Raw genomic sequence first — 21,911 nt, 5'->3', positions numbered from 1 at the left:
CAAACCAAAAAACCACTTACCATGAAAAAGATTGCATTATTGTTATTTCTGCTGAATTCAGCATTTCTCGTTGCACAAAAAGAGGTCTCGGGTATTGTAAAAGATAAGACCGGTGCACCACTGCCAGGTGTAAACATTGTCGAAAAAGGGACTTCAAATGGTGTTTCTACTGATTTTGAGGGTAGTTTTAGAATAAAAGTAAAAGAAGGTGCAACTTTAGTTTTTAGTTATGTAGGATTTACGACAGTTGAAAAAGCAGCTTCAGGAGATAAAATAAGTATTACATTAAGCGAAAACGACGGTCAGGTCTTAAATGACGTTGTAGTCGTTGGTTCTAGAAATGCAAAAAGAACCGTTGTAAACTCGGCCGTTCCTATTGATGTAATCAATGTAAAAGATGTTACGACGCAAAGCGGAAAAATCGAAATTAATCAGTTGTTACAATATGTAGCGCCTTCATTTAATGCCAATAAACAATCGGGATCTGATGGCGCTGACCACGTCGATCCGGCTTCTTTGAGAGGTATGGGACCAGATCAGACTTTGGTTTTAATTAACGGAAAAAGAAGACATCAATCTTCTTTAATCAATTTATTTGGAACTCGCGGACGTGGAAACACAGGAACAGATTTGAATGCTATCCCTGCTTCTTCAATCAAAAGAATTGAGATTTTGAGAGACGGTGCAGCAGCACAATACGGTTCTGACGCTATTGCTGGAGTTATTAATATTGTAACTAATGATAGCGTTGATCAATTTACTGGTTCTGTAACTTATGGCGCCTTTAATACTCATGCGAAAGGTGATTTCCCAGAAGGAACTGCCAATACAAAAAATTATAGATTAGACCAGCACGGCAATGGAAATTCATTTGGAAAAAATCAAGATTTTGATGGCGGATCAGTTCAAATAGGAGCCAATTATGGAACAAAGATTGGAACTAAAGGTGGTTATGTAAATGTAACAGGAGAATTTTTGAATAAAAATAAAACATTAAGACCTGGTTTTGACTTCAGAAAAGGATTTGGAGAAGCCGAAATCCAAGGTGTAAATTTATTTGTGAATCTTGCTATTCCAATAGCTGACAAAACTGAGTTTTATGCTTTTGGAGGAAGCAATTTTAGAGATACTGATGCTTATGCTTTTACCAGAAATGACGGAGAAAGAGTTGTTGAATCTGTGTATCCAGGCGGATATACCCCAAGAATTACATCAAAAATCAATGACAACTCAATCGCAGCAGGAATAAGAACCGAATCTGGCGGAGGCTGGAAATGGGATTTTAGCAATACTCTCGGAAAAAACAAATTTCATTACGATATAAAAGGAACTATAAATGCATCACTTGAAGAAAAATCCCCACACGAGTTTGATGCAGGAGGCCACAGCCTACTTCAAAATACTACAAATTTAGATGTTTCTAAAAACTATGAAGACATTTTAGAAGGTTTAAATATTGCTTTTGGAACAGAATTCAGAGTAGAGCAATTTGAAATTTTTGCTGGCGAAGAAGGTTCATACGCTACTTATGACACAAACGGAAAACCTATTACAGATCCAACAACCCAAAGCGCTCCAATCGACCCGATATCTGGAGAGCCAAGACCGGGAGGCTCTCAAGGTTTCCCAGGATACAGTCCTTTGAACGAAGTCAATAAAAGCCGTACCAATTTCTCATTATATACTGATGCCGAATTAGATATTACAAAAGCATTAATGGTTAGTGGCGCTGTTCGTTTTGAAAATTATAGCGACTTCGGAAGTACTCTAAACGGTAAATTAGCTTCAAGGCTTAAAATTAATGATTACTTAAATTTAAGAGGTTCTGTAAGCACAGGCTTCCGTGCACCATCTTTAGCTCAAATTTACTATAATTTGCGTTTTACCAATTTTAGTTCAGCTGGAGCGACAGAAGTATTATTGGCCTCAAATGATAGTGAAGTAACTAGAGCTTTTGGAATTCAAAAATTAAACGAAGAAAAGGCAATAAATGCCTCATTAGGGTTTACTGCTAGCTATGGCGATTTCACAGCAACTGTTGATGGTTATTTAATTAATGTAAAAGACAGAATCGTACTAACAGGTTATTTTGATGCATCTGCTTTGCCAGGAAATATAGATAAGGCTCAGTTTTTTGTGAATGGAGTAGATACAAAAACGAAAGGTTTGGATATTGTGTTAGCATGGAAAAAAACAATAAATGAGAACCATTTTAGCGCAACTCTTGTTGGAAATATCAATGATATGAAAATTGACAAAGTAAAAAATGGAACCTTAGACGAAAAAACATTTTTTGGAGAACGTGATAAAGCATTTTTATTGGCTTCAGCTCCTCCGAACAAATTTGGACTTAACCTAAATTATGGAAGAAAATGGTTTGATGCAGGACTTGCCTTTACGAGATTCAGCGACGTAAAACTTTTAGATTATCAAATGGATGAAGATCCAGAGGACTACAGAACTTCTCCAGATGAAACTGACGAACAAGTTTTTGCAAACCAAAAGAAAGCGGCAACTGACACTTACGGAGCAAAAATTGTAACTGATTTAACTTTAGGTTTTAAACTTTCCAAATCAACTAAAATTAGCATTGGAGCAAATAACTTATTTAACATTTATCCTGATCAACAAGATGACTGGGTTGAAGCTGGAGGTTATTGGGATGCCGTACAAATGGGTTTCAGCGGAGCTTATTACTATGCTAGACTTGGATTTAATTTTTAAGAAGGGCTTCGACTCCGCTCAGCCTGACAATTGAATGAGTTTTTTTGTCTTCCTGAGCGGAGTCGAAGGACACGAAAGAAACTCTACAAAGTATATCACAAATCATAATGGCTTCGACTTTGCTCAGCCTATCAAAACAAAAAAATCCTGAACATAATATTCAGGATTTTTCATTTCTATTTATAATTACAATTTAAACTCCAAAGAGGCAATGATTGCTTTTTCTTCATCGGTTGCTGTAAATCCCGAAATGTCCCAGTAATTCGTCAGAATTTTGTTTTTCTTATTAAAAAGTGATTTTTCTTTAAAGACATCACTTTCGTTGTAAGTGAAATTCTGTTTATTGAAACCTGTTGTTACAAAACTATTTCTTACTTGAATATTTTTAGTTTTATCTTTTAAAACAACATTGTAACCAATCTCTTCATTTGAACTCAATACATAATAATCGGTTCCATCCCATCTATAATTTACTTTAACAAACGATTTTGTGATGTTTTTTTCACCTTCTTTTGTTTTCTCTTCCACTTTATCAAGAGTTGCAGGTGTAACAGAAATAGTAAATTCTACAATAATCTTTTTTAAAGGATCATAAATGATTTCAAAATTATCAATTGCTTCTTTGGCTTTATCCAACGGAACAACTGACATTACATAATAATCTTTGTTTTTAGAATGTCCTTTGGTTGTAAAATCATACTCCTTTTTTGCTTTAGAATCCAACAAAGGCTCTAAGTATTTAAAACTCAAATAATTCCCCATTATATCATTCAAGTTATACCCTTTCAAATCAGCACTTACATCTGCTTCTAATAATCCGTAGGAACGATTTTGTTCAACCAGTAAAGTGGTTGCATTATTATTTTTATCAAATTGAAAATTCACCAATCCATCATTATAATACGTATACTGATTGTCGAGCATAAAAAACTCTCTTACATATACTTTCTGCCTATGAGAGATACTAATTTTCTTTGTAGAATTGTTAACCAATTTCCGCAGTATTTTTTCTGGAGATTCCTTAGACAAAACCACTTCATCCAATTTATTGTTTTTACTCTTTAAATAAACAACAAATTTTTGATCTCCATTTAAAGAAGTCCAGCGCACAGTCAAATCTTCGTAATTAGTTTCAGAAACCTGAACATTAGATCCGCCTGTCAGCATAAAAGTAACTTTTCCTTCTTCATTGCTCAATAAAATCTGTTGGGTTTTCATTATTTTAACCGTAGCATTTTGTATTGGCTCCAAAGTTTCTATATCCTTAACAATAATAGAATACTCCTCCTTTTGTGCAAAAACGCTTACGCAATTGAGCAAAACAACAAATAAAAGTAGCAATCTCTTCATAGGCATTGTTATTTTTTCAACTAAAGTATTATTTTTCTAACAATTAAGCAATAGCCTAAAAATAAAACATTCACTATCAAGAAACTGACTTTTTAAAATACCTGAAATCAGGGTAAAAAAAAATCCCGAGATATAAGCCTCGGGATTGTATTTATAGGATGTATGAAACATTTATTCAGCATGCAAAAATGCTTGTCTTTGCAATAAAGTTTCTTCGTCTTCCACATGATTATCATCAGGTACACAACAGTCAACCGGACAAACAGCAGCACACTGCGGTTCATCATGAAAACCTTTACATTCTGTACATTTTCCTGGTACTATATAATAGATTTCGTCAGAAATTGGAGTCTGCGCATCATCAGCGTCAACTTCAGTTCCGTCAGGTAAAACTATTTTTCCAGAAAGACTAGTTCCGTCTTTATATCTCCAATCATCTGCTCCTTCATATATTGCTGTATTTGGGCACTCTGGTTCGCAAGCCCCACAATTGATGCATTCGTCAGTTATAATAATTGCCATCTTTTTTAGTCTTAAAGTTTAAAAGTCACAAAGTATAAAGCCATAAAATTTGTCATAAAGTTTGAAAGTATTTAAAGTAAAAATATTAAAGTCTTTTCAACTTAGGACTTTCGACTTTCCACTTTTGTCTTTCGACTTAATTATGCTTATTTTTGTGCAAAATTACAATCAAAACAATTCATAAACAAACATTATGACATTAGAAACAAAAAAAAGTGTTTTTGTTGAATTAGGAAAATTTTTAAGTCAGTTTTCTGAAGATGCTTCTTCACAAAAATCTGACGTTTTATATAATGATATCTTTTTTGAAGATTTCGAAAATCTAATTCGTCTTTCACAATCTCATAATGGATGGTATACTCCTGAACAAGTATATTTCTCTATACAATCTTGGGCCGAAGCGCTAACAAAAGAAAACATTGACAAATGGCTTTCTGCTTATTACTTCGACTCCGCTCAGGATGATAAAAATGGAAAAACTGTTGCTTTAATTTTAGCTGGAAACATTCCATTGGTTGGTTTTCATGATTTCTTATCAGTATTAATCACGGGAAATAAAGCTTTAATCAAAACTTCGTCAAATGATCAGCATTTATTGCCTTTTTTGGCTAAATATTTAATTGCTGTTGATGAAAATCTAAAAGACCGCATCACTTTTGTAGAAGGAAAACTAGAAAACTTCGATGCTGTAATTGCCACTGGAAGCAACAATACTTCTCGTTATTTCGAGTATTATTTTAAAGATAAACCATCAATTATTCGCAAAAACAGAAATTCGGCAGCGATTTTAACTGGAAAAGAAACCAATGAAGATTTAGAAGCTCTTGGCGAAGATATTTTTAGATATTTTGGTTTAGGATGCCGAAATGTTTCTAAACTTTATGTACCGAAAGGTTATTCTTTTGATGCTTTTTTTCAGGCAATCTTCAAATATCAAGACGTTATTCACTATGAAAAATACGCCAATAATTATGATTATAATAAAGCTGTATTTTTGATGAGTAATTTTAAATTATTAGATAATGGATTTCTGACTTTAAAAGAAGATTCCAGTTACGCATCACCAATTTCAAGTGTTTTCTATGAATACTACGAAAACCTTGAAGAATTAGAAAAACGACTTCAGGATGACACAGATCAAATTCAATGCATTGTCAGCAATAATTTAACCCAAAACAGCATTGCATTTGGCGAGACGCAAAAACCTCAATTGTGGGATTACGCAGACAATGTCGATACTATAACGTTTTTGTTAACAACAAAGTAATAAATTGTTTAATTATTTCGAATATTTTAACGCTTTTTCGGCTCTTATTACCGAAATTTGCGTCTTTAAAATTTTCGACTATTAACAACAACCATGAAAAAACACAACTACAGCGCAGGACCAAGTATTTTACCTCAGGAAGTTTTTGAGAAGGCATCAAAAGCAATTTTAAATTTTAATGATTCAGGATTATCTATCCTTGAAATCTCGCACCGAAGCAAAGATTTCGTTGCGGTTATGGAGGAAGCTCGTTCCCTTGCTTTAGAATTATTAGGACTTCAAGGAAAAGGTTATCAGGCTTTATTTTTACAAGGTGGTGCCAGCACAGCATTCTTAATGGCTCCATATAACTTAATGAAAGAAAACGGAAAAGCTGCTTATTTAGATTCAGGAACGTGGGCAACTGCGGCAATCAAAGAAGCTAAACTTTTCGGTGAAACTGTTGTCGTAGCTTCTTCAAAAGAAGACAATTATACTTATGTTCCAAAAGGTTACGAAATTCCAGCTGATGCTGATTATTTCCACTGCACAAGTAACAATACCATCTTTGGAACTCAAATGAAAGAATTCCCAACAACAAATGTTCCTGTTGTATGCGATATGAGTTCTGATATTTTTTCACGCGAATTAGATTTTTCTAAATTCGATTTAATCTATGCTGGAGCTCAAAAAAATATGGGGCCTGCTGGAACTACATTAGTAGTGGTTAAAGAAGAAATCTTAGGCAAAAACGGAAGAACAATTCCTAGCATGCTAGATTACGCTAAACACATTAAAGGAGAAAGCATGTACAATACTCCACCTGTATTTGCTGTTTATGTTTCTCTTTTAACATTACAATGGATTAAAGAAAAAGGCGGAATTGCTGCTGTCGAAAAATTAAACAATGCTAAAGCTGAATTGCTTTACGCTGAAATCGACAGAAACCCATTATTTAAAGGTGCAGCTAAAGTAGAAGATCGTTCAAACATGAACGTAACTTTCTTATTGAACAATCCTGAACATACTGAAACTTTTGATGCTTTATGGAAAGCTGCAAACATTTCTGGATTGCCAGGACACCGTTCTGTTGGTGGTTACAGAGCTTCTATCTACAACGCTATGCCAATTGAAAGCGTGCAAGTTTTAGTTGACGTAATGAAAGCATTAGAAACTAAAGTTTAGTTTTCAGTCGCAGTTACAGTTTACAGTACAAAAAAAAGAAAAAACGAAAATTGGCTGATCGATTAAACAATTAAACGATTAACCAAATAAACAATAAACACAACAATGAAAGTATTAGCAAATGACGGAATTTCTAAAAGCGGAATTCTAGCCTTAGAAAAAGGCGGTTTTGAAGTTATCACTACAAAAGTAGCTCAAGAACAAGTAGCTAACTATATAAATGAAAACAATATCGACGTAATTTTAGTTCGTAGCGCAACTAAAGTTCGTAAAGATATTATCGATGCTTGTCCTGGAATCAAAATCATCGGTCGTGGTGGTGTTGGTATGGATAATATCGACGTGGATTACGCAAAAAGCAAAGGAATCCATGTAATTAATACTCCTGCTTCATCTTCTGAGTCTGTTGCAGAATTAGTATTCGGACACTTATTTTCTGGAGTACGTTTTTTACATGATTCTAACAGAAATATGCCTCTTGAAGGTGACTCAAACTTTGACGGCTTGAAAAAAGCTTACGCTAACGGAACTGAATTAAGAGGAAAAACTCTAGGTATAGTTGGTATCGGCCGTATCGGACAAGCTACAGCAAAAATGGCTTTAGGTCTTGGAATGAAAGTTATCGCTGCAGATAGTTTTATTCCTGAAGTAGACGTAAAAGTTGAGTTTTTTGACGGACAGTCAATCACAACTAAAATTGTTTCTCAATCTTTAGAGTCTTTATTTAAAGAAGCAGATTTCATCACATTACACGTTCCTGCTCAAGATGGCTACATCATTGGAGAAAAAGAACTTGCAATCATGAAAGATGGTGTTGGAATTGTAAACTGTGCTCGCGGTGGTGTTATTGATGAAGTTGCTCTTGTAAAAGCTTTAGATTCAGGAAAAGTTGCTTTTGCTGGTTTAGACGTTTTCGAAAGCGAGCCAAAACCAGAAATGGCAATCTTAATGCACTCTAAAATCTCTTTAACTCCTCATATTGGAGCTGCTACAGGAGAAGCACAGGATAGAATTGGTACAGAATTAGCATCACAAATTATTACTTTGTTAAGCTAATTAACTATAATCAAATTACTTAGAAAGGGATTTATTAACACTGTTTAATAAATCCCTTTCTTTTTTTGTTTAAATTTGATTGATAATCTAAACCCTAAATATCATGTTTGAACAATTAACCCAATTAGTACAGCAATACGGAGGCGATGCTGTGGTAAACAATAACGCTGTTCCAAATGAACATAATGACGCCGTAATAAGCGAAACAAGCAGTTCTATTTTTGAAGGATTAAAAAAGATTGTTTCTGAGGGAAACACAGATCAGATCGCCGGATTATTTAATGGAAACTCTCCAATAGACAGTTCAAATCCTGTTGTTCAACAAATCCAACAGCAATTGAGCGGAAATCTTGGAGAAAAATTTGGTTTGAGTAGTGCAGATTCAAATGGAGTTGCTTCCAATTTAATTCCGCAGATATTAGGCTCTTTAGTCAATAAAGCAAAAGATCCAAACGATAGCAGTTTTCAAATTTCAGATATTATAAATTCTATTTCTGGAAACAGCGGACAAGCTTCTGGAATAATGGATACGATTTCTAAATACGGAATGCAATTTGGACTTGACCAAAACAACGACGGAAAAGTTGATGTTGCAGATGTATTAGTAGTTACCAAAAGTAAAGGAGGAATCGCTGGTTTTATTGGAAAACTTTTTGGAAGTAAATAGTTAAATACTAAGACTCTAAGTTTCTGAGCTCCTGAGATATTAAGTACTAAGGCTGTTTGCTCTGCAAACAGCTTTTTTATTTATTACATTCAGCATCTCGAAAGAAAACTCAGAAACTCAAAAACTTAGAAACTCAGAATCTTATCACCTTGTTAAAACTCTTCTTCTTTTCGCAATTAATCCGTAAATTTAAACTATGAAAAAAGGCATTTCTATATTAATTGTTTTATTTACCATTATTGCGTGTTCTACAGCTTCTAAGAATATTTCTAGCACCGATGTTGCTGCAAACAAAAAGGGGGGTGATACTGTCAGAATTGCAAATGATTCATTAGAATACGAAGTCATTATTATCGATAATGGATTCACAAACTGGCTCGCCTCTCGCGCCTATCCGCGAAACTATCACTCCTTGCAATATCTCGAAAACAAAAATTATCTATATGTAACAGAATGGAACAATCGTGTCTTACAGCCACAGCGCTACAATCCTAATTTGTACGAAATGTCTATTGACTACCGCCCAGACATTCATTATGGCTACGAAGTAAATTATTTAATTTACAATTACATGATTTATTTCCAAAATACTTACAAACAAAAGCTTTGGGGTAACGTTCCTTCAAGATAATATACTATATTTGTAATCATTACAAATAGCAATGAACAGATTAAAAAAACGCTGGGGAATCACCTCAAATTTACAAGCCATAATTATATTTATCGTTTTTGCCATCACAGGATCGGCATCTGCTTGGCTGTCTAAACCTTTCTGCGTTTGGCTGGGAATTACCAAAGAAGATTTTGGAGGCTGGTTTACACTTATCCGTCTTATTATTATCTTCCCAATTTATCAGATTTTATTGGTTGCTATAGGAACTGTTTTTGGGCAATTTAAATTCTTTTGGAACTTCGAAAAGAAAATGCTTAAAAACATGGGACTTGGATTTTTATTTAAAGATTAAACCGCCGTTTTTCTTCCCTGAAAAAAATAAGTATAAATCCATGTCAAAGTAAAAGATGGAATAATATCTGTAAAAGGAATAATTTCTTCTAGAAAAGTCAAAACTCCGGCAACCTTCCCTACTCTTCCTTTATACATTCTCGCCATAATTACGCCTGCAATAGGCGCCCAGATTACATCAGAGAACTCACCCAAAAACGGAATCGAGAAAGAAATCATACCAATTCCATCCAAAACCAATCCGATGATTAATTTTGACATTCTATTATCTTGTGCGACTTCTAAATCTTGCATAACACATTCATTTTTAAGTTAATCGAAATTAAAAATAATTCTCTAAAGTAATCTTACTTATTTATTAAATTTAATTTCCAACATTCCCATATCAATTTACGTACCGATTTTAGATTTTAGATTTTAGATTTTAGATTTTAGATTTTAGATTTTAGATTTTAGATTTTAGATTTTAGATTTTAGATTTTAGATTTTAGATTTTAGATTTTAGATTTTAGATTTTAGATTTTAGATTTTAGATTTTAGATTTTAGATTTTAGATTTTAGATTTTAGATTTTAGATTTTAGATTTTCCAAAATCGCTTCGCTCTTTTGGAATTTGGAATTTAAAAAATATTGGGATTTGATTATAATGATAATCTTCGTTTCTTTGTAAAAACAGTTTCATTACATGATACACGCAAAAAACATACATAAATTCTACGACAAACTTGAAGTTCTAAAAGGAGTCGATCTACATATCAAAAAAGGTGAAATTGTTTCTATTGTTGGTGCTTCGGGCGCTGGTAAAACGACATTATTGCAGATTTTAGGGACTTTAGACAAACCAGACCATAATCCAGATTCATCTCTGACTATTAACGGCAAAAACGTTTTAGAGCTTCAAAATATAAAAAACGAAAGTTCGAATCAAGAAAAAGCTTTTAAAATCATTACTTGGTTGGGAGCACTTTATTTTGTTTTATTGGCAGTATTTGTATTGTTTTTTAGAAGTAAAGTAGAAAACGATATATTCGGTTATGGCACATGGGCAGTAATCCTCACACCAACTTTACTATTATTATTTTACTATAATCGCTACTTCAAAAAGAAAAGCAGACAAGACAAAGTTTTATCCGACTTTAGAAACCTAAATCTCGGATTCATTTTTCAATTTCACCAACTTTTGCCTGAATTTACAGCCTTAGAAAACGTTTGTATTCCGGCTCACATTGCAGGCAAAAAAACAGCCGAAACAGAAGAAGAAGCAAAAAAACTCCTTACTTATCTCAGACTTTCACATAGAATCAACCACAAACCTAACGAACTTTCGGGCGGTGAACAGCAGCGTGTTGCCGTTGCAAGAGCTTTAATCAATAAACCCGATGTAATTTTCGCAGATGAGCCTTCAGGAAATCTGGACACACATTCTGCAGAAAACTTACACCAACTGTTTTTTCAACTTCGAGACGAATTCGGACAAACTTTTGTTATTGTAACCCACAACGAAGAATTGGCAAACATGGCTGACAGAAAATTAGTTATGGTTGATGGACAGATTAGCAATTAAAATAATCAGGAGCTATTTCCTGCTGTCCGCTATATCTTTTCCTGGCTAAAGAAGCCAGAAAAAGGATGCCGCTCCCATCAGGGCTAGGGCACTCAAATACATAAGAAGATTTCATTTCAACATGAACCAAAAAGAACTCAAAGAATTTCTAGACGAAAAAGTCATTCAATATAACAATCAGGATTTTATAGAAAGCGATCCTGTTCAGATTCCGCATCTCTTTACCCAAAAAGAAGATATTGAAATTGCTGGTTTTCTTAGCGCATCAATTGCTTGGGGAAACCGTAAAATGATCATTAAGAATTCTCATAAAATGATGGAATTAATGGGTAACACGCCTTACGATTTCGTCATGTCACATTCTGATGAAGATTTGGCAAGACTGGAAACATTTGTACATAGAACTTTCAACGGAAATGATTTTGCAGGTTTTATAAAAGGCTTAAAACATATCTACCAAAACCACAACGGTTTAGAAAATGTCTTTGCTAAAAATCAAGAAAAAGACAGTTTGCAGAAAAGCATCAGCGAATTCAAAAAGATATTCTTCGAAACAGATCATTTAGCTCGAACTCAGAAACACATTTCAGATCCATTAAACAATTCAGCGGCGAAGAGAATCAACATGTATTTGAGATGGATGGTGCGACAAGATGCAAAAGGAGTCGATTTAGGAATCTGGAAAAGCATTTCTCCTGCTGTTTTATCTTGTCCGCTTGATGTTCATTCTGGAAATGTAGCGCGCAAACTCGGCATTCTTTCGCGTAAGCAAAATGATGCCAAAGCTTTATTAGAATTAGATACAAAATTAAGAGAAATGGATGCTCAAGATCCTGTAAAATATGATTTTGCTTTGTTTGGATTGGGTGTTTTTGAAGGTTTCTAAATTGTTAAACTGGTAATTATTTTTTTAATTGCTCTAAATGCAAGTAATCCCAATCAGAAAATATATTTTTCCCTGAATCTACTTTCAAGCCCTCTGCTTTATAAAATTCATTTATTAAATCGTAATCAATTATTAGAGATTCATCATCCAATTTTGTGTTTTTAAGCAATTCGATATCCGAACCAGAAACCCCAAAATTATCTGCCACATAGTTGGATTTTGTTGTTCTCACATTGTTTTCAATAATAACTTCATAACGATACTTTTCATAATAAGACAACTCCAATTTCCCATTTTTAAATTTCGCTAACCGACCTTGACCGCTAGTAGTCTGATAGTAGGCAAGCAAAATCTCAGTATTCAGATTTTTTGAAATTAATTTCAAAATTTCATCAAAAAAGTACACCCCAACCTGAAAATCAAACTCAACTTCAACCCAATCCTCACTATCGATTTTTGAAACTACTATTGTTAGATTATCACCATCAAAAGAATTTTCATCGTGTGGCACATTATAAAACCATGGTTTTCTAGTATCAAACCATTTTTCTCTGCCAATTCGCATATATTTCTTTAGTTCTCTTGCTACAGTTTGAACATCATTACATTTAATATTGGTTTGCGAATATGTTGCCATCTTGTTTAATCTATTATCTTTCTTTTTCTTATTTTTTCAAAAATATTAAAAAAATCGCCAGATCATTTTAACACAGTAGATACTTTTAAACAAGAATAAAAAACATTTTAAAAACTGAAAATCAAACAATTAACCAAACAAAATCTTAGAAGATTCGAAAAATCTTGTGCTCTAACCATCATTTTAACGTACATTTGCACAAAATTTAAAGCAAATGAGCACTTTCGAAAAATTTAATCTTCCAAAATCATTACAAAAAGCAGTTGACGAATTAGGATTTGTTACGCCTACTCCTATTCAGGAAAAATCTTTTTCTGTAATCATGTCTGGACGTGATATGATGGGAATTGCACAAACCGGAACAGGTAAAACATTTGCCTATTTATTGCCTCTTTTAAAACTTTACAAATTTACTCATACCAATACGCCAAAGATTGTAATTCTAGTTCCAACACGCGAACTAGTAGTTCAGGTAGTTGAAGAAATAGAAAAACTGACTACATACATGTCGGTTAAAACTCTTGGAATTTATGGAGGTGTAAACATCAATACACAAAAAAAAGCCGTTTACGAAGGTGTTGACATTCTTGTTGGAACGCCTGGACGTACAATGGACTTAGCGCTAGATGCTGTAGTTCGTTTTGACGAAACACAAAAACTGGTTATCGACGAGTTTGACGAAATGCTGAATTTAGGTTTCAGACCACAGCTGACTTCGCTTTTTGCGATGATGAAAACTAAACGTCAAAATATTTTGTTCTCGGCAACGATGACAGACGAAGTTGATGATCTTTTAAATGATTATTTTGATTTTCCTGAAGAAGTAACATTAGCACCATCAGGAACTCCACTTGAAAAAATTACTCAGATCACTTATAATGTTCCGAATTTCAATACCAAAGTAAATCTGCTGAAACATTTATTGGAAACCGATGAAAGCATGAGTCGTATTCTAGTTTTCGTAAACAACAAAAAGATTTCAGATATGCTTTTCAATCGCATTGACGAGCTTTTTGATGGACAATTTGGCGTAATTCACTCCAACAAATCTCAAAATTACCGTTTGAGTACAATGGCTGAATTCCAAGAAGGAAATCTTCGCGGTTTAATTACAACCGACGTTATGGCGAGAGGTTTGGATATTTCTAACATTACACACGTAATTAACTTTGAACTTCCGGAAGAGCCAGAATTGTACATGCACAGAATTGGTCGTACAGGTCGTGCAGACGCAACGGGAACAGCAATCAGTTTTGTTACTCCAAGAGAAGAAGAATTCAAAATTGAAACGGAACTTTTAATGGATCAGGAACTTGAAATCGCTGATTTCCCTGAAGAAGTTGAAATCTCAGAAAAGCTTATTGAAGCTGAAAAAGATAAACTGCCAAGAAAGTTTTTAATGAAAAAACCAAAACTAGAAGGTGATGGCGCTTTTCACGAAAAATCTAAAAAGAACCAAAAAGTCAATCTTGGTGGTCCTTCAAAAACAAAAAAGAAAACTCACGGTTCTGTCAACAGAAATATGTTGAAGACAAGAAACGAGAAGAAGAAGAAAAAATAAGTGTTTTTTTAGATGCTAAGCAACTAAGATGCTAAGGTTCTAAGTTTTTTTTCTATAAAATATGAAAAGGGTAAAGATTTTAAATAAATCTTTACCCTTTTTTAATCTTAGAAGCTTAGCGTCTCAGAACCTTAGCAACTTTTCTCTATATTTTCGTAAACAACAATCCCACTGGCGAACACAACTGTATTCTTCTGCCAGTATCTACAATCTTTCCTGTTGCGATATCTCTTTTAAAAATAACTATATCATTAGTATATTGATGGCCTACTAAAAGGTAATTTCCTGTTGGATCAATTGCAAAATCACGTGGACCTTTTCCTAATGTGCTTTGCTGTTCTACTAATTCCAGACTTCCTGTTTTAGAGATTTTGTAAACCGAAATAGCATTTGCATCAACACGGTCTGAAACGTATAAAAAATTTCCATCAGGTGAAATTTTGATTGCAGCTGCACCCGTTCCGCCTTTAAAGTCTTTTGGAAGAATGCTTGTTTCAGCAACTACTTTTAAACTTCCAGTTTTATCCCAGCTTAGTGTTGTTAAAGTTCCATCCAATTCCTGAACTAAATACACAAATTTTCCGTCTTTACTGAAAGTTAAGTGTCTTGGTCCGCTTCCCGGTTTTACATCAACACTACCTTTTAAAGTCAGAATTTCATTTTTTGAAGTTGGGTTGTATTTATAAATAAACACTTTATCCAAACCTAAATCATTTGACAAAACAAACTTTTTGTCTGGAGAAAACATAACCATGTGCACATGCGCTTTTTCCTGACGCGCCGCATTTGGCCCTTTTCCTTCATGCTGAATAAGCTGTTGTTTTTCTGTAATGCTTCCATCTGGATTTTTCTTAAAAACAACAATGCTTCCGCCAGAATAATTGGCAGCAATTACATTTTTATCATCATTAATTAAATGGCAAGGATCTGCTCCAAAAGAATCATTTTTATTTAAAAGATTGATTTTGCCCGTTTGCGAATCATATGAAAAAGAACTTACTGTACTTTGTGTTCCATTTTCGTTTACAGCATAAATAAATTTATTATCTGCAGAAACCGATAAATAACTCGGACTAACAACATTTTCCGAAGAACTCTTTAGTTTATAATCGCCTGTAGAAGCATCAAATTCATATACATAGATTCCGTTGCTTTGGCAAGTATTGGTGTAAGTTCCAACCAGTAAGTTAAATTTATTTTGAGCTTTAACCGTGGTTAATGATAAAGCTGAAAATAACACTAGATATATTTTTTTCATAGTTTGTTTTTTTGAATTAGCTAAAATAAGCAATAATATTTGTTCAAAATAAATTCTTTATCACAAAGAATTTACAAAAGTTTCATTTTTTGGTATTTTTTAAAACCCTATAAGTTATATAAGTCTGACTTTCGACTTTACTTATAATCTCTTACATGAACTTATATGGTTTAATAAATTTTTAATTCGTATTTTTGACCAGCATCTTCGCGAAAAACAAAACGTAGTGAAGTAAATCGAAGCCAGAATGCATTTTAAACATCCCGAAATTCTATACTTTCTGTTTTTATTGATCGTTCCAATTTTGGTTCACTTATTTCAATTAAGACGATTTAAAACTTCCTATTTTACCAATGTACGCTTCTTAAAAGAACTTGCTATTCAGACTCGTAAGAGTTCTAAAATCAAAAAACGTCTTTTATTAGCTACTCGTCTATTATTGCTTGCTTGCGCCATTATTGCCTTTGCACAACCTTTTTTTGAAGCAGCCGACAGTAAGAACGCTTCAAACGAGATGTATATTGTACTGGATAATTCTTTCAGTATGCAAGCAAAAGGCAAAAAAGGAGAATTATTAAAAAGAGCGGTTCAGGAACTGCTTGAAAAAACTCCAGAAAACACTCAGTTTTCATTATTAACCAACACCGAGAATTTTTGGAACACAGATATAAAATCTTCTAAAAGCGCTTTGCAAAACCTAAAATATAGCGCTTCTTCTTTTGATCTTTCTGCAATTTCAGCCAAAATAAAAGCGCATAAATCGGCTCATAAAAAAGATATTGTCATTATTACTGATGCTGTCGGTTTAAAGGAAAAAGACATTCAAAATATAGATTTCGAAGAAAAACCATACTTTATTGTTCCAGAAGCGGAGCAAAAAAACAATGTTTCTATTGACAGCGTTTACATCAATCAGACCTTGGAAAATTTCTATGAAATTGGCATTGATTTATCGGCTTATGGCGAAGATTTTAAACCAGTTTCAACAGCGCTTTATAATCAAAATAAACTGATTGCCAAAACTATCGTCAATTTTGACGCTAAAAAAAAGAAAATCAATTTTACTATCCCGAAAGAAGCTTTTCACGGATATGTAGCAATTGAAGACAATGGATTGACTTATGATAACAAATTGTTTTTCAGCATTTCTAAAAACAAAAAAACAAACGTTATCAGCATCGGTGAACCTGAAAAAAGCAATTTCTTATCGAGAATTTATACTTCAGCAGAATTTAATTACAACAATTATCCAATCGGTTCTTTAGATTATAATAGTTTAGAAAAACAAAATACTATTATTTTAAATGAACTGGTTGATATTCCGCAAGCATTACAAACCACTTTAAAGGCTTTTGTTTCTAAAGGAGGAAATTTAGTTGTGATTCCATCTGAAAAAACTTCTCTTTCGAGTTTAAACGCTTTATTGGGTAATTTTGGAAAAATTCAATTTGGAAATTTGGAAACGAATCCTAAATTGATCACTAAAATTAATTTTGACCATCCGTTATTTTCTGGCGTTTTTGAAAACAAAATAACCAATTTTCAATATCCGAAAGTAAACAGTTCGTTTGCCGTTTCGAGTTCGTATCCAGCTGTTCTTTCGTTTGAAGACCAAACTGCTTTTGTAACAGCCGTTCAAAGTCAGGTTTCTGGGATAACGGTTTTTACAGCGCCAATAAATAGTGCAAATTCCAATTTCCAGCAATCACCTTTAATTGTTCCGTTATTTTATAAAATTGCGCAAAACAATCAGAAAACTGGCGTGAATGCTTTGACAATTGGAAATAATCAGCCTTATTTTGTTGATGTTTTATTGACTAAAGATGCTATTTTGGAAGTAAAAGGAACAGAAGATTCGTTTATTCCTGTTCAGCAGATTTTAAATAATAAAGTCAAATTAACCTTTAATGATTTTCCTGAAACAGCTGGAAATTACAGTGTTTTTGACAAAAAAGAATGGGTAGAAAATATCAGTTTCAATTACAAAAGAACCGAAAGCGATTTAAGCCAAGTAAACACCAATGTGGTTTCTGATTTTAAAACTGCCGATACCATTTCAACTATTTTTAACACACTACAAACTGAGCGAACTGACAGCCAAATTTGGAAATGGTTTGTTATCTTTGCACTGTTATTTTTAGCATTAGAAATGGCAATTATAAAATTTGTGAAATAGAATTTGCGCTTCTTTTAAAGGCATTTTACTTTTTACAAAAATCATTTTACGACAAAAAAATATCTACATATGAAACTCATCATCAAAAGCGCCAAAATTATCGACTCAAAAAGTCCGTTTCACAACCAGACCGTTGATCTTTTAATTGCAGATGGTTTAATAGAAAAAATAGGCGTTTCGCTTCCAAACGATGACGCAGAAGTGGTACGATTTGAAAATCTTCATGTTTCTCAAGGCTGGTTTGACAGCAGTGTCTCGCTAGGTGAGCCAGGTTACGAAGACAGAGAAACTATCGCAAACGGATTAAACGTTGCTGCAAAAAGTGGTTTTACTGCAATCGCATTACAGCCAAATTCATTGCCAATAATTGACAATCAATCTCAGGTAAATTTTGTAAAAAATAAAGCAAATGGTTTTGCTACAGAAATTTTTCCAATAGGCGCTTTGACTAAAGCCAGCGAAGGAAAAGATATGGCAGAACTTTTTGACATGAAAAATTCAGGAGCAATTGCTTTTGGAGATTACAATAAAAGCATCGACAACGCTAACATTCTGAAAATTGCTTTGCAATATGTACAAGATTTTGACGGATTGGTAATCGCCTATTCACAAGATCCAAACATTAAAGGAAATGGTGTTGTAAACGAAGGAATTGTTTCTACAAGATTAGGCTTAAAAGGAATTCCAAATTTGGCGGAAGAACTTCAAATCTCGAGAAATTTATTTTTATTGGAATATACAGGCGGAAAACTCCATATTCCGACCATTTCTACTGCGAAATCGGTTGAATTAATTAGAGAAGCTAAAGCAAAAGGTTTACACGTAACTTGCAGCGCATCTGTACATCATTTGGTTTTAACGGATGAAAAACTGGATGGTTTCGATACTCGTTTTAAAGTAACGCCGCCACTGCGTACTGAGGTTGACAGACAAGCTTTGCTTAATGGCGTTGCTGATGGAACTATCGACATGATTACTTCAGATCACAATCCGATTGATATTGAATTCAAAAAAATGGAATTTGATACTGCCAAAAATGGGACAATTGGTTTAGAAAGTGCTTTTGGGGCTTTATTAACGGTTTTACCAGCAGAAACAATCGTAAAAAAATTAACTGCTGCAAGAAATGTTTTTGGCCTCGAAGATCTTACAATCAAAGAAGGCGCAAAAGCAAACCTAACTTTGTTTACAACGGAAGGGAAATCAACTTTTACAAAGGAAAACATCCTTTCAAAATCAAAAAATTCTGCTTTCTTAGGAACTGAACTTAAAGGTTCTGTTTACGGAATTTTCAATCAAAATCAATTAGTTACAAAATAATAAAATGAATAATTCAGTCGAAGAAGGAAAACCAATTGCTATAACTAGCTATATTCTAATTATTGGTGTTTTAATCGCCATGAGCATGAATTCTGAGAACAAAAATAGTTTTGCTTCTTTTCATATCCGCCAATCTTTAGGATTATCTTTAACCTTTATTTCTTTGGGTGCAATCATTAGTAATTTCGATAGTTTCTTCATTACTTTCCCAATGTGGATTTGTATTTCAATCCTGTGGACTTTTGGTATTTTTAATGCTATTCAAGGGCAAATGAGACCAATTCCTTTAGTTGGAAATTTATTTCAGAAATGGTTTAAAAAAATTGGTTAATTTTTAAATTTCCAATTTTTAAGTACCAAATTCCAAACTAAAAACGCCAAAACTTTGTCAAAGTCAAGAACTGGAAACCGCGACTGAGACTAAAAATTTACAATTCACAACTTACAATTCACAATTAAAAAATGAATCTATCTTTAGAATATAAAATAAGAGAACCAAAAGTAATTTTAGACAAAAATCCGTTATTGCTTTTATTGCACGGATACGGCAGCAACGAAGCCGATTTATTCTCTTTTGCTTCTGAACTTCCAGATAATTATTACATCATTTCTGCAAGAGCACCTTACGATTTACAATATGGCGCTTATGCTTGGTATGCCATCAACTTTGATGCAGATCAAAATAAATTTTCAGACAACGAACAAGCAAAAACTTCAAGAGATTTAATTGCAAAGTTTATTGATGAATTAGTAGCAAATTACCCAATTGATGCCAACAATGTTACTTTAATCGGATTCAGTCAAGGATCAATTTTAAGTTATGCAACAGCACTTTCTTATCCAGAAAAAATTCAGCGAGTTGTGGCAATGAGCGGTTATTTTAACGAAGAAATCATCAAAGAAGGTTTTGAAAATAATGATTTCAAAAACTTAAAATTTTTCGCTTCACACGGAACTGTCGATCAAGTTATTCCTATTGAATGGGCAAGAAAAACACCTGCCGCTTTAGAAAAATTAAATATTCCTCTTACTTACAGAGAATACCCTGTTGGACATGGAGTTGCACCTCAGAATTTCTTTGATTTTAAGAATTGGCTGCTTAGTTAGTTTTCAGTCGCAGTTCTCAGTCGCAGTTTACACTAAATCCTTTATAAAATGAGCATTTCAAAACTTATTAATCCTGCATTAATTTTAATTGATATCCAGAAAGGTTTTCACGATGTTGCCTATTGGGGTGGCGACCGTAATAATGTTACAGCAGAAGAAAAAGCTGGCAAACTTCTGGAAATTTGGAGAAGTAAAAATCTGCCTATTTTTCACGTGCAGCATTGTTCTTCAAATCCAAATTCAATTTTAAACGAAACGAATCCAGGAAATGAATTTCAAGATGTGGTAAAACCTCTTGAAGGAGAAATCATTATTAAAAAGAATGTAAACAGCGCTTTTATCGGTACGAATTTAAAAGAGCTTATTGATGCTGCTAAAATCACTAATCTGGTAATTGTTGGTTTAACTACAGACCATTGCGTTTCTACTACAACAAGAATGGCCGGAAATTTCGGTTACAACGTTTATCTGATTTCTGACGCAACAGCAACTTTCAATAAAAAAGGCATAAACGGAGAAAATTTCTCTGCCGAAATAATACATCAGACTGCTTTAGCAAGTTTAGATGAAGAATTTGCTCAAGTCGTAGATTCTGAGTTCATTAAAGAAATTGTTTAGTATTCAGTCGCAGTCTCAGTTTCAATCTAACTATAAAAAAACTTTGTCAAAGTTCTAACTGAAAACTGAGACTGTGACTGTAAACTTTATTCTCCCGTATAAAGAATCTTCCCTGCTTTTTTCAGAACATATCCTTTCCACGGAATCAACTGCCAATCGCCGTTAGCCCAAGAATCACCTTCTGATTTTCTTTCTAAAATGATGGATTCTTTTTGAGTATCTAAGAAAAGTTCTGCTTTATTTCCGTCAAAAATCACATACGAAACTGTAGAATACGTTTTTCCATCTTCAGCATGATTTAGTCTTGTGCTGTTTTCAAAAACTCTGATGCATTCTTTTTTCAAAACTGACCAAGTATAGCCTGCTGAAGCTTTACATCCATGAGAATCGGAATCTCCTCCAACGACGACAGCTTCCTTTTTAGTTTCTTTTGGAGTTGCGCTTGTATTTTCTTGAGAAACTTTTTTTGCACAAGAAAATGCGCTTGCAATAATCAAAAACAAAAACATCTTTTTCATAATCCTATATTTATTTAAAGGTCAAAAAAAATAGGATTATAAAATCCTATTTTTGATATAACCAAGTTTGATTTACTTCAAAGGTAATATTATCGTCGTTATCAACAAAGTATTTTAACAAGACTTCTCCCCACAATTCACCATTACTGTAATCTGCAATAATCCAACGGTGGTTTAAGATTTTTACTTTATTGATGATAAATTTGTTTGGCCCAATCTGATCTTGTCCCGTGTAAGGATTCCCTTTTGGATTTGAATTAAAGTCCAGTAACTTTTCAGTTACAACTGGAATCAATTTTTCATATAAAATCACTTTTCCTCCAGAGGCACTGTTATCAAAGTAATTTTGCGCATTTTCGTTGTGCTCTAAAGAAAAATAATCTGCTTCTGCCAATTTATTTTTCATCAAACTGATGCTATCTCTTAGTTTCTTAGTTGTTTTATCATATCGCTCTTGTCCAAATTTTACTTCTCCACTATAAAATGAATACGTAAAAACATTCATCAAAATGGCAAGAATAAAAAGATAAAGCATTAAAGATTTTTTCATTG

The 21,911-nt window shown here is 33.4% G+C and carries 21 protein-coding genes and 2 pseudogenes; 16 read left to right on the top strand and 7 right to left on the bottom strand.

Annotated elements, in window-relative coordinates:
* Positions 1-21 precede the first annotated feature (21 nt).
* Positions 22-2,724: a TonB-dependent receptor gene (locus tag ACNRYB_RS12150; protein ID WP_473730222.1), complete on the top strand. Its 2,703-nt coding sequence runs from the start codon at positions 22-24 to the stop codon at positions 2,722-2,724.
* Positions 2,725-2,910: 186 nt separating this feature from the next.
* Here ACNRYB_RS12150 and ACNRYB_RS12145 read toward each other — a convergent pair whose 3' ends face one another.
* The gene (locus ACNRYB_RS12145) at positions 2,911-4,074 is read right to left on the bottom strand and encodes a hypothetical protein (RefSeq protein ID WP_473730221.1); all 1,164 of its coding nucleotides are present in this window, start codon (positions 4,072-4,074) and stop codon (positions 2,911-2,913) included.
* A 171-nt stretch (positions 4,075-4,245) separates the two neighbouring features.
* On the bottom strand, positions 4,246-4,596 hold the full coding sequence (locus ACNRYB_RS12140; protein ID WP_008462559.1) for a 4Fe-4S dicluster domain-containing protein: 351 nt from the start codon (positions 4,594-4,596) through the stop codon (positions 4,246-4,248).
* 193 nt (positions 4,597-4,789) lie between these two features.
* On the opposite strand from ACNRYB_RS12140, the gene ACNRYB_RS12135 reads away from it, so the two are divergent.
* The 6 genes from ACNRYB_RS12135 to ACNRYB_RS12110 all read left to right on the top strand — a co-directional run bounded on the left by ACNRYB_RS12135 (position 4,790) and on the right by ACNRYB_RS12110 (position 9,715).
* Positions 4,790-5,863 carry an acyl-CoA reductase gene (locus ACNRYB_RS12135; RefSeq protein WP_473730220.1) on the top strand — a complete coding sequence of 358 codons (1,074 nt, stop codon included), beginning with the start codon at positions 4,790-4,792 and terminating at the stop codon, positions 5,861-5,863.
* A gap of 93 nt (positions 5,864-5,956) precedes the next feature.
* Entirely contained in the window at positions 5,957-7,027 is a 1,071-nt protein-coding gene (gene serC / locus ACNRYB_RS12130) for a 3-phosphoserine/phosphohydroxythreonine transaminase (protein WP_473730219.1), read from the top strand.
* 105 nt (positions 7,028-7,132) lie between these two features.
* A complete protein-coding gene (locus ACNRYB_RS12125) occupies positions 7,133-8,083 on the top strand; it encodes a D-2-hydroxyacid dehydrogenase (RefSeq protein ID WP_129748633.1) in 951 nt (316 codons plus the stop codon).
* Positions 8,084-8,186: 103 nt separating this feature from the next.
* On the top strand, positions 8,187-8,750 hold the full coding sequence (locus tag ACNRYB_RS12120) for a DUF937 domain-containing protein (protein WP_129748632.1): 564 nt from the start codon (positions 8,187-8,189) through the stop codon (positions 8,748-8,750).
* A gap of 196 nt (positions 8,751-8,946) precedes the next feature.
* A complete protein-coding gene (locus tag ACNRYB_RS12115) occupies positions 8,947-9,381 on the top strand; it encodes a DUF6146 family protein (protein WP_473730218.1) in 435 nt (144 codons plus the stop codon).
* 31 nt (positions 9,382-9,412) lie between these two features.
* The gene (locus ACNRYB_RS12110) at positions 9,413-9,715 is read left to right on the top strand and encodes a DUF6787 family protein (protein ID WP_129748630.1); all 303 of its coding nucleotides are present in this window, start codon (positions 9,413-9,415) and stop codon (positions 9,713-9,715) included.
* On the opposite strand, the gene ACNRYB_RS12105 is transcribed toward ACNRYB_RS12110, so the two are convergent.
* Positions 9,712-10,008: a hypothetical protein gene (locus tag ACNRYB_RS12105; protein ID WP_473730217.1), complete on the bottom strand. Its 297-nt coding sequence runs from the start codon at positions 10,006-10,008 to the stop codon at positions 9,712-9,714. The genes ACNRYB_RS12110 and ACNRYB_RS12105 overlap by 4 nt on opposite strands.
* Before the next feature lie 391 nt (positions 10,009-10,399).
* Here ACNRYB_RS12105 and ACNRYB_RS12100 point away from each other — a divergent pair.
* The 3 genes and pseudogenes from ACNRYB_RS12100 to ACNRYB_RS12090 form a co-directional block, all read left to right on the top strand.
* A pseudogene (locus ACNRYB_RS12100) lies at positions 10,400-10,618 on the top strand (ATP-binding cassette domain-containing protein); the annotation flags it as partial.
* 210 nt (positions 10,619-10,828) lie between these two features.
* Positions 10,829-11,278, top strand: a pseudogene (locus ACNRYB_RS12095) (ABC transporter ATP-binding protein); the annotation flags it as partial.
* A 121-nt stretch (positions 11,279-11,399) separates the two neighbouring features.
* A complete protein-coding gene (locus ACNRYB_RS12090; protein WP_473730216.1) occupies positions 11,400-12,164 on the top strand; it encodes a TIGR02757 family protein in 765 nt (254 codons plus the stop codon).
* Between the two features lie 16 nt (positions 12,165-12,180).
* Here the strand turns inward: ACNRYB_RS12090 and ACNRYB_RS12085 are convergent, their stop codons facing one another.
* On the bottom strand, positions 12,181-12,801 hold the full coding sequence (locus ACNRYB_RS12085; protein WP_473730215.1) for a hypothetical protein: 621 nt from the start codon (positions 12,799-12,801) through the stop codon (positions 12,181-12,183).
* Between the two features lie 214 nt (positions 12,802-13,015).
* On the opposite strand from ACNRYB_RS12085, the gene ACNRYB_RS12080 reads away from it, so the two are divergent.
* Positions 13,016-14,362 carry a DEAD/DEAH box helicase gene (locus ACNRYB_RS12080; RefSeq protein ID WP_473730214.1) on the top strand — a complete coding sequence of 449 codons (1,347 nt, stop codon included), beginning with the start codon at positions 13,016-13,018 and terminating at the stop codon, positions 14,360-14,362.
* A gap of 145 nt (positions 14,363-14,507) precedes the next feature.
* On the opposite strand, the gene ACNRYB_RS12075 is transcribed toward ACNRYB_RS12080, so the two are convergent.
* Positions 14,508-15,620 carry a lactonase family protein gene (locus tag ACNRYB_RS12075; protein ID WP_473730213.1) on the bottom strand — a complete coding sequence of 371 codons (1,113 nt, stop codon included), beginning with the start codon at positions 15,618-15,620 and terminating at the stop codon, positions 14,508-14,510.
* A 247-nt stretch (positions 15,621-15,867) separates the two neighbouring features.
* Between ACNRYB_RS12075 and ACNRYB_RS12070 the strand changes: the two genes are divergently transcribed.
* The 5 genes from ACNRYB_RS12070 to ACNRYB_RS12050 all read left to right on the top strand — a co-directional run bounded on the left by ACNRYB_RS12070 (position 15,868) and on the right by ACNRYB_RS12050 (position 20,841).
* Positions 15,868-17,796: a BatA domain-containing protein gene (locus tag ACNRYB_RS12070; protein ID WP_473730212.1), complete on the top strand. Its 1,929-nt coding sequence runs from the start codon at positions 15,868-15,870 to the stop codon at positions 17,794-17,796.
* Between the two features lie 69 nt (positions 17,797-17,865).
* Entirely contained in the window at positions 17,866-19,116 is a 1,251-nt protein-coding gene (locus ACNRYB_RS12065; RefSeq protein ID WP_473730211.1) for a dihydroorotase, read from the top strand.
* A 4-nt stretch (positions 19,117-19,120) separates the two neighbouring features.
* Positions 19,121-19,447 (top strand): membrane protein, encoded by a 327-nt coding sequence (locus ACNRYB_RS12060; protein ID WP_008462543.1) that lies wholly within the window; start codon positions 19,121-19,123, stop codon positions 19,445-19,447.
* Positions 19,448-19,578: 131 nt separating this feature from the next.
* Positions 19,579-20,223 (top strand): alpha/beta hydrolase, encoded by a 645-nt coding sequence (locus ACNRYB_RS12055; RefSeq protein ID WP_473730210.1) that lies wholly within the window; start codon positions 19,579-19,581, stop codon positions 20,221-20,223.
* A gap of 48 nt (positions 20,224-20,271) precedes the next feature.
* Complete coding sequence (locus tag ACNRYB_RS12050) at positions 20,272-20,841, top strand: cysteine hydrolase family protein (RefSeq protein WP_473730209.1); 570 nt, start codon at positions 20,272-20,274, stop codon at positions 20,839-20,841.
* Positions 20,842-20,927: 86 nt separating this feature from the next.
* On the opposite strand, the gene ACNRYB_RS12045 is transcribed toward ACNRYB_RS12050, so the two are convergent.
* Both ACNRYB_RS12045 and ACNRYB_RS12040 read right to left on the bottom strand, forming a co-directional pair.
* A complete protein-coding gene (locus ACNRYB_RS12045; RefSeq protein ID WP_473730208.1) occupies positions 20,928-21,359 on the bottom strand; it encodes a hypothetical protein in 432 nt (143 codons plus the stop codon).
* A gap of 46 nt (positions 21,360-21,405) precedes the next feature.
* Positions 21,406-21,909: a hypothetical protein gene (locus ACNRYB_RS12040; protein WP_035690590.1), complete on the bottom strand. Its 504-nt coding sequence runs from the start codon at positions 21,907-21,909 to the stop codon at positions 21,406-21,408.
* Positions 21,910-21,911: the final 2 nt, after the last annotated feature.

It is taken from the genome of Flavobacterium sp. CR10 (assembly GCF_055814415.1).
The sequence above is the reverse complement of the archived record's forward strand: the minus strand, read 5'-3'. Positions and strand labels throughout refer to the sequence as shown.

Coding starts and splice junctions, on each gene's coding strand:
- ACNRYB_RS12150 (WP_473730222.1), top strand. CDS start 22: ATGAAAAAGATTGCATTATTGTTATTTCTGCTGAATTCAGCATTTCTC.
- ACNRYB_RS12105 (WP_473730217.1), bottom strand. CDS start 10,008: ATGCAAGATTTAGAAGTCGCACAAGATAATAGAATGTCAAAATTAATC.
- ACNRYB_RS12055 (WP_473730210.1), top strand. CDS start 19,579: ATGAATCTATCTTTAGAATATAAAATAAGAGAACCAAAAGTAATTTTA.
- ACNRYB_RS12115 (WP_473730218.1), top strand. CDS start 8,947: ATGAAAAAAGGCATTTCTATATTAATTGTTTTATTTACCATTATTGCG.
- ACNRYB_RS12060 (WP_008462543.1), top strand. CDS start 19,121: ATGAATAATTCAGTCGAAGAAGGAAAACCAATTGCTATAACTAGCTAT.
- ACNRYB_RS12090 (WP_473730216.1), top strand. CDS start 11,400: ATGAACCAAAAAGAACTCAAAGAATTTCTAGACGAAAAAGTCATTCAA.
- ACNRYB_RS12040 (WP_035690590.1), bottom strand. CDS start 21,909: ATGAAAAAATCTTTAATGCTTTATCTTTTTATTCTTGCCATTTTGATG.
- serC (WP_473730219.1), top strand. CDS start 5,957: ATGAAAAAACACAACTACAGCGCAGGACCAAGTATTTTACCTCAGGAA.
- ACNRYB_RS12140 (WP_008462559.1), bottom strand. CDS start 4,596: ATGGCAATTATTATAACTGACGAATGCATCAATTGTGGGGCTTGCGAA.
- ACNRYB_RS12145 (WP_473730221.1), bottom strand. CDS start 4,074: ATGAAGAGATTGCTACTTTTATTTGTTGTTTTGCTCAATTGCGTAAGC.
- ACNRYB_RS12070 (WP_473730212.1), top strand. CDS start 15,868: ATGCATTTTAAACATCCCGAAATTCTATACTTTCTGTTTTTATTGATC.
- ACNRYB_RS12110 (WP_129748630.1), top strand. CDS start 9,413: ATGAACAGATTAAAAAAACGCTGGGGAATCACCTCAAATTTACAAGCC.
- ACNRYB_RS12075 (WP_473730213.1), bottom strand. CDS start 15,620: ATGAAAAAAATATATCTAGTGTTATTTTCAGCTTTATCATTAACCACG.
- ACNRYB_RS12065 (WP_473730211.1), top strand. CDS start 17,866: ATGAAACTCATCATCAAAAGCGCCAAAATTATCGACTCAAAAAGTCCG.
- ACNRYB_RS12135 (WP_473730220.1), top strand. CDS start 4,790: ATGACATTAGAAACAAAAAAAAGTGTTTTTGTTGAATTAGGAAAATTT.
- ACNRYB_RS12045 (WP_473730208.1), bottom strand. CDS start 21,359: ATGAAAAAGATGTTTTTGTTTTTGATTATTGCAAGCGCATTTTCTTGT.
- ACNRYB_RS12050 (WP_473730209.1), top strand. CDS start 20,272: ATGAGCATTTCAAAACTTATTAATCCTGCATTAATTTTAATTGATATC.
- ACNRYB_RS12120 (WP_129748632.1), top strand. CDS start 8,187: ATGTTTGAACAATTAACCCAATTAGTACAGCAATACGGAGGCGATGCT.
- ACNRYB_RS12085 (WP_473730215.1), bottom strand. CDS start 12,801: ATGGCAACATATTCGCAAACCAATATTAAATGTAATGATGTTCAAACT.
- ACNRYB_RS12125 (WP_129748633.1), top strand. CDS start 7,133: ATGAAAGTATTAGCAAATGACGGAATTTCTAAAAGCGGAATTCTAGCC.
- ACNRYB_RS12080 (WP_473730214.1), top strand. CDS start 13,016: ATGAGCACTTTCGAAAAATTTAATCTTCCAAAATCATTACAAAAAGCA.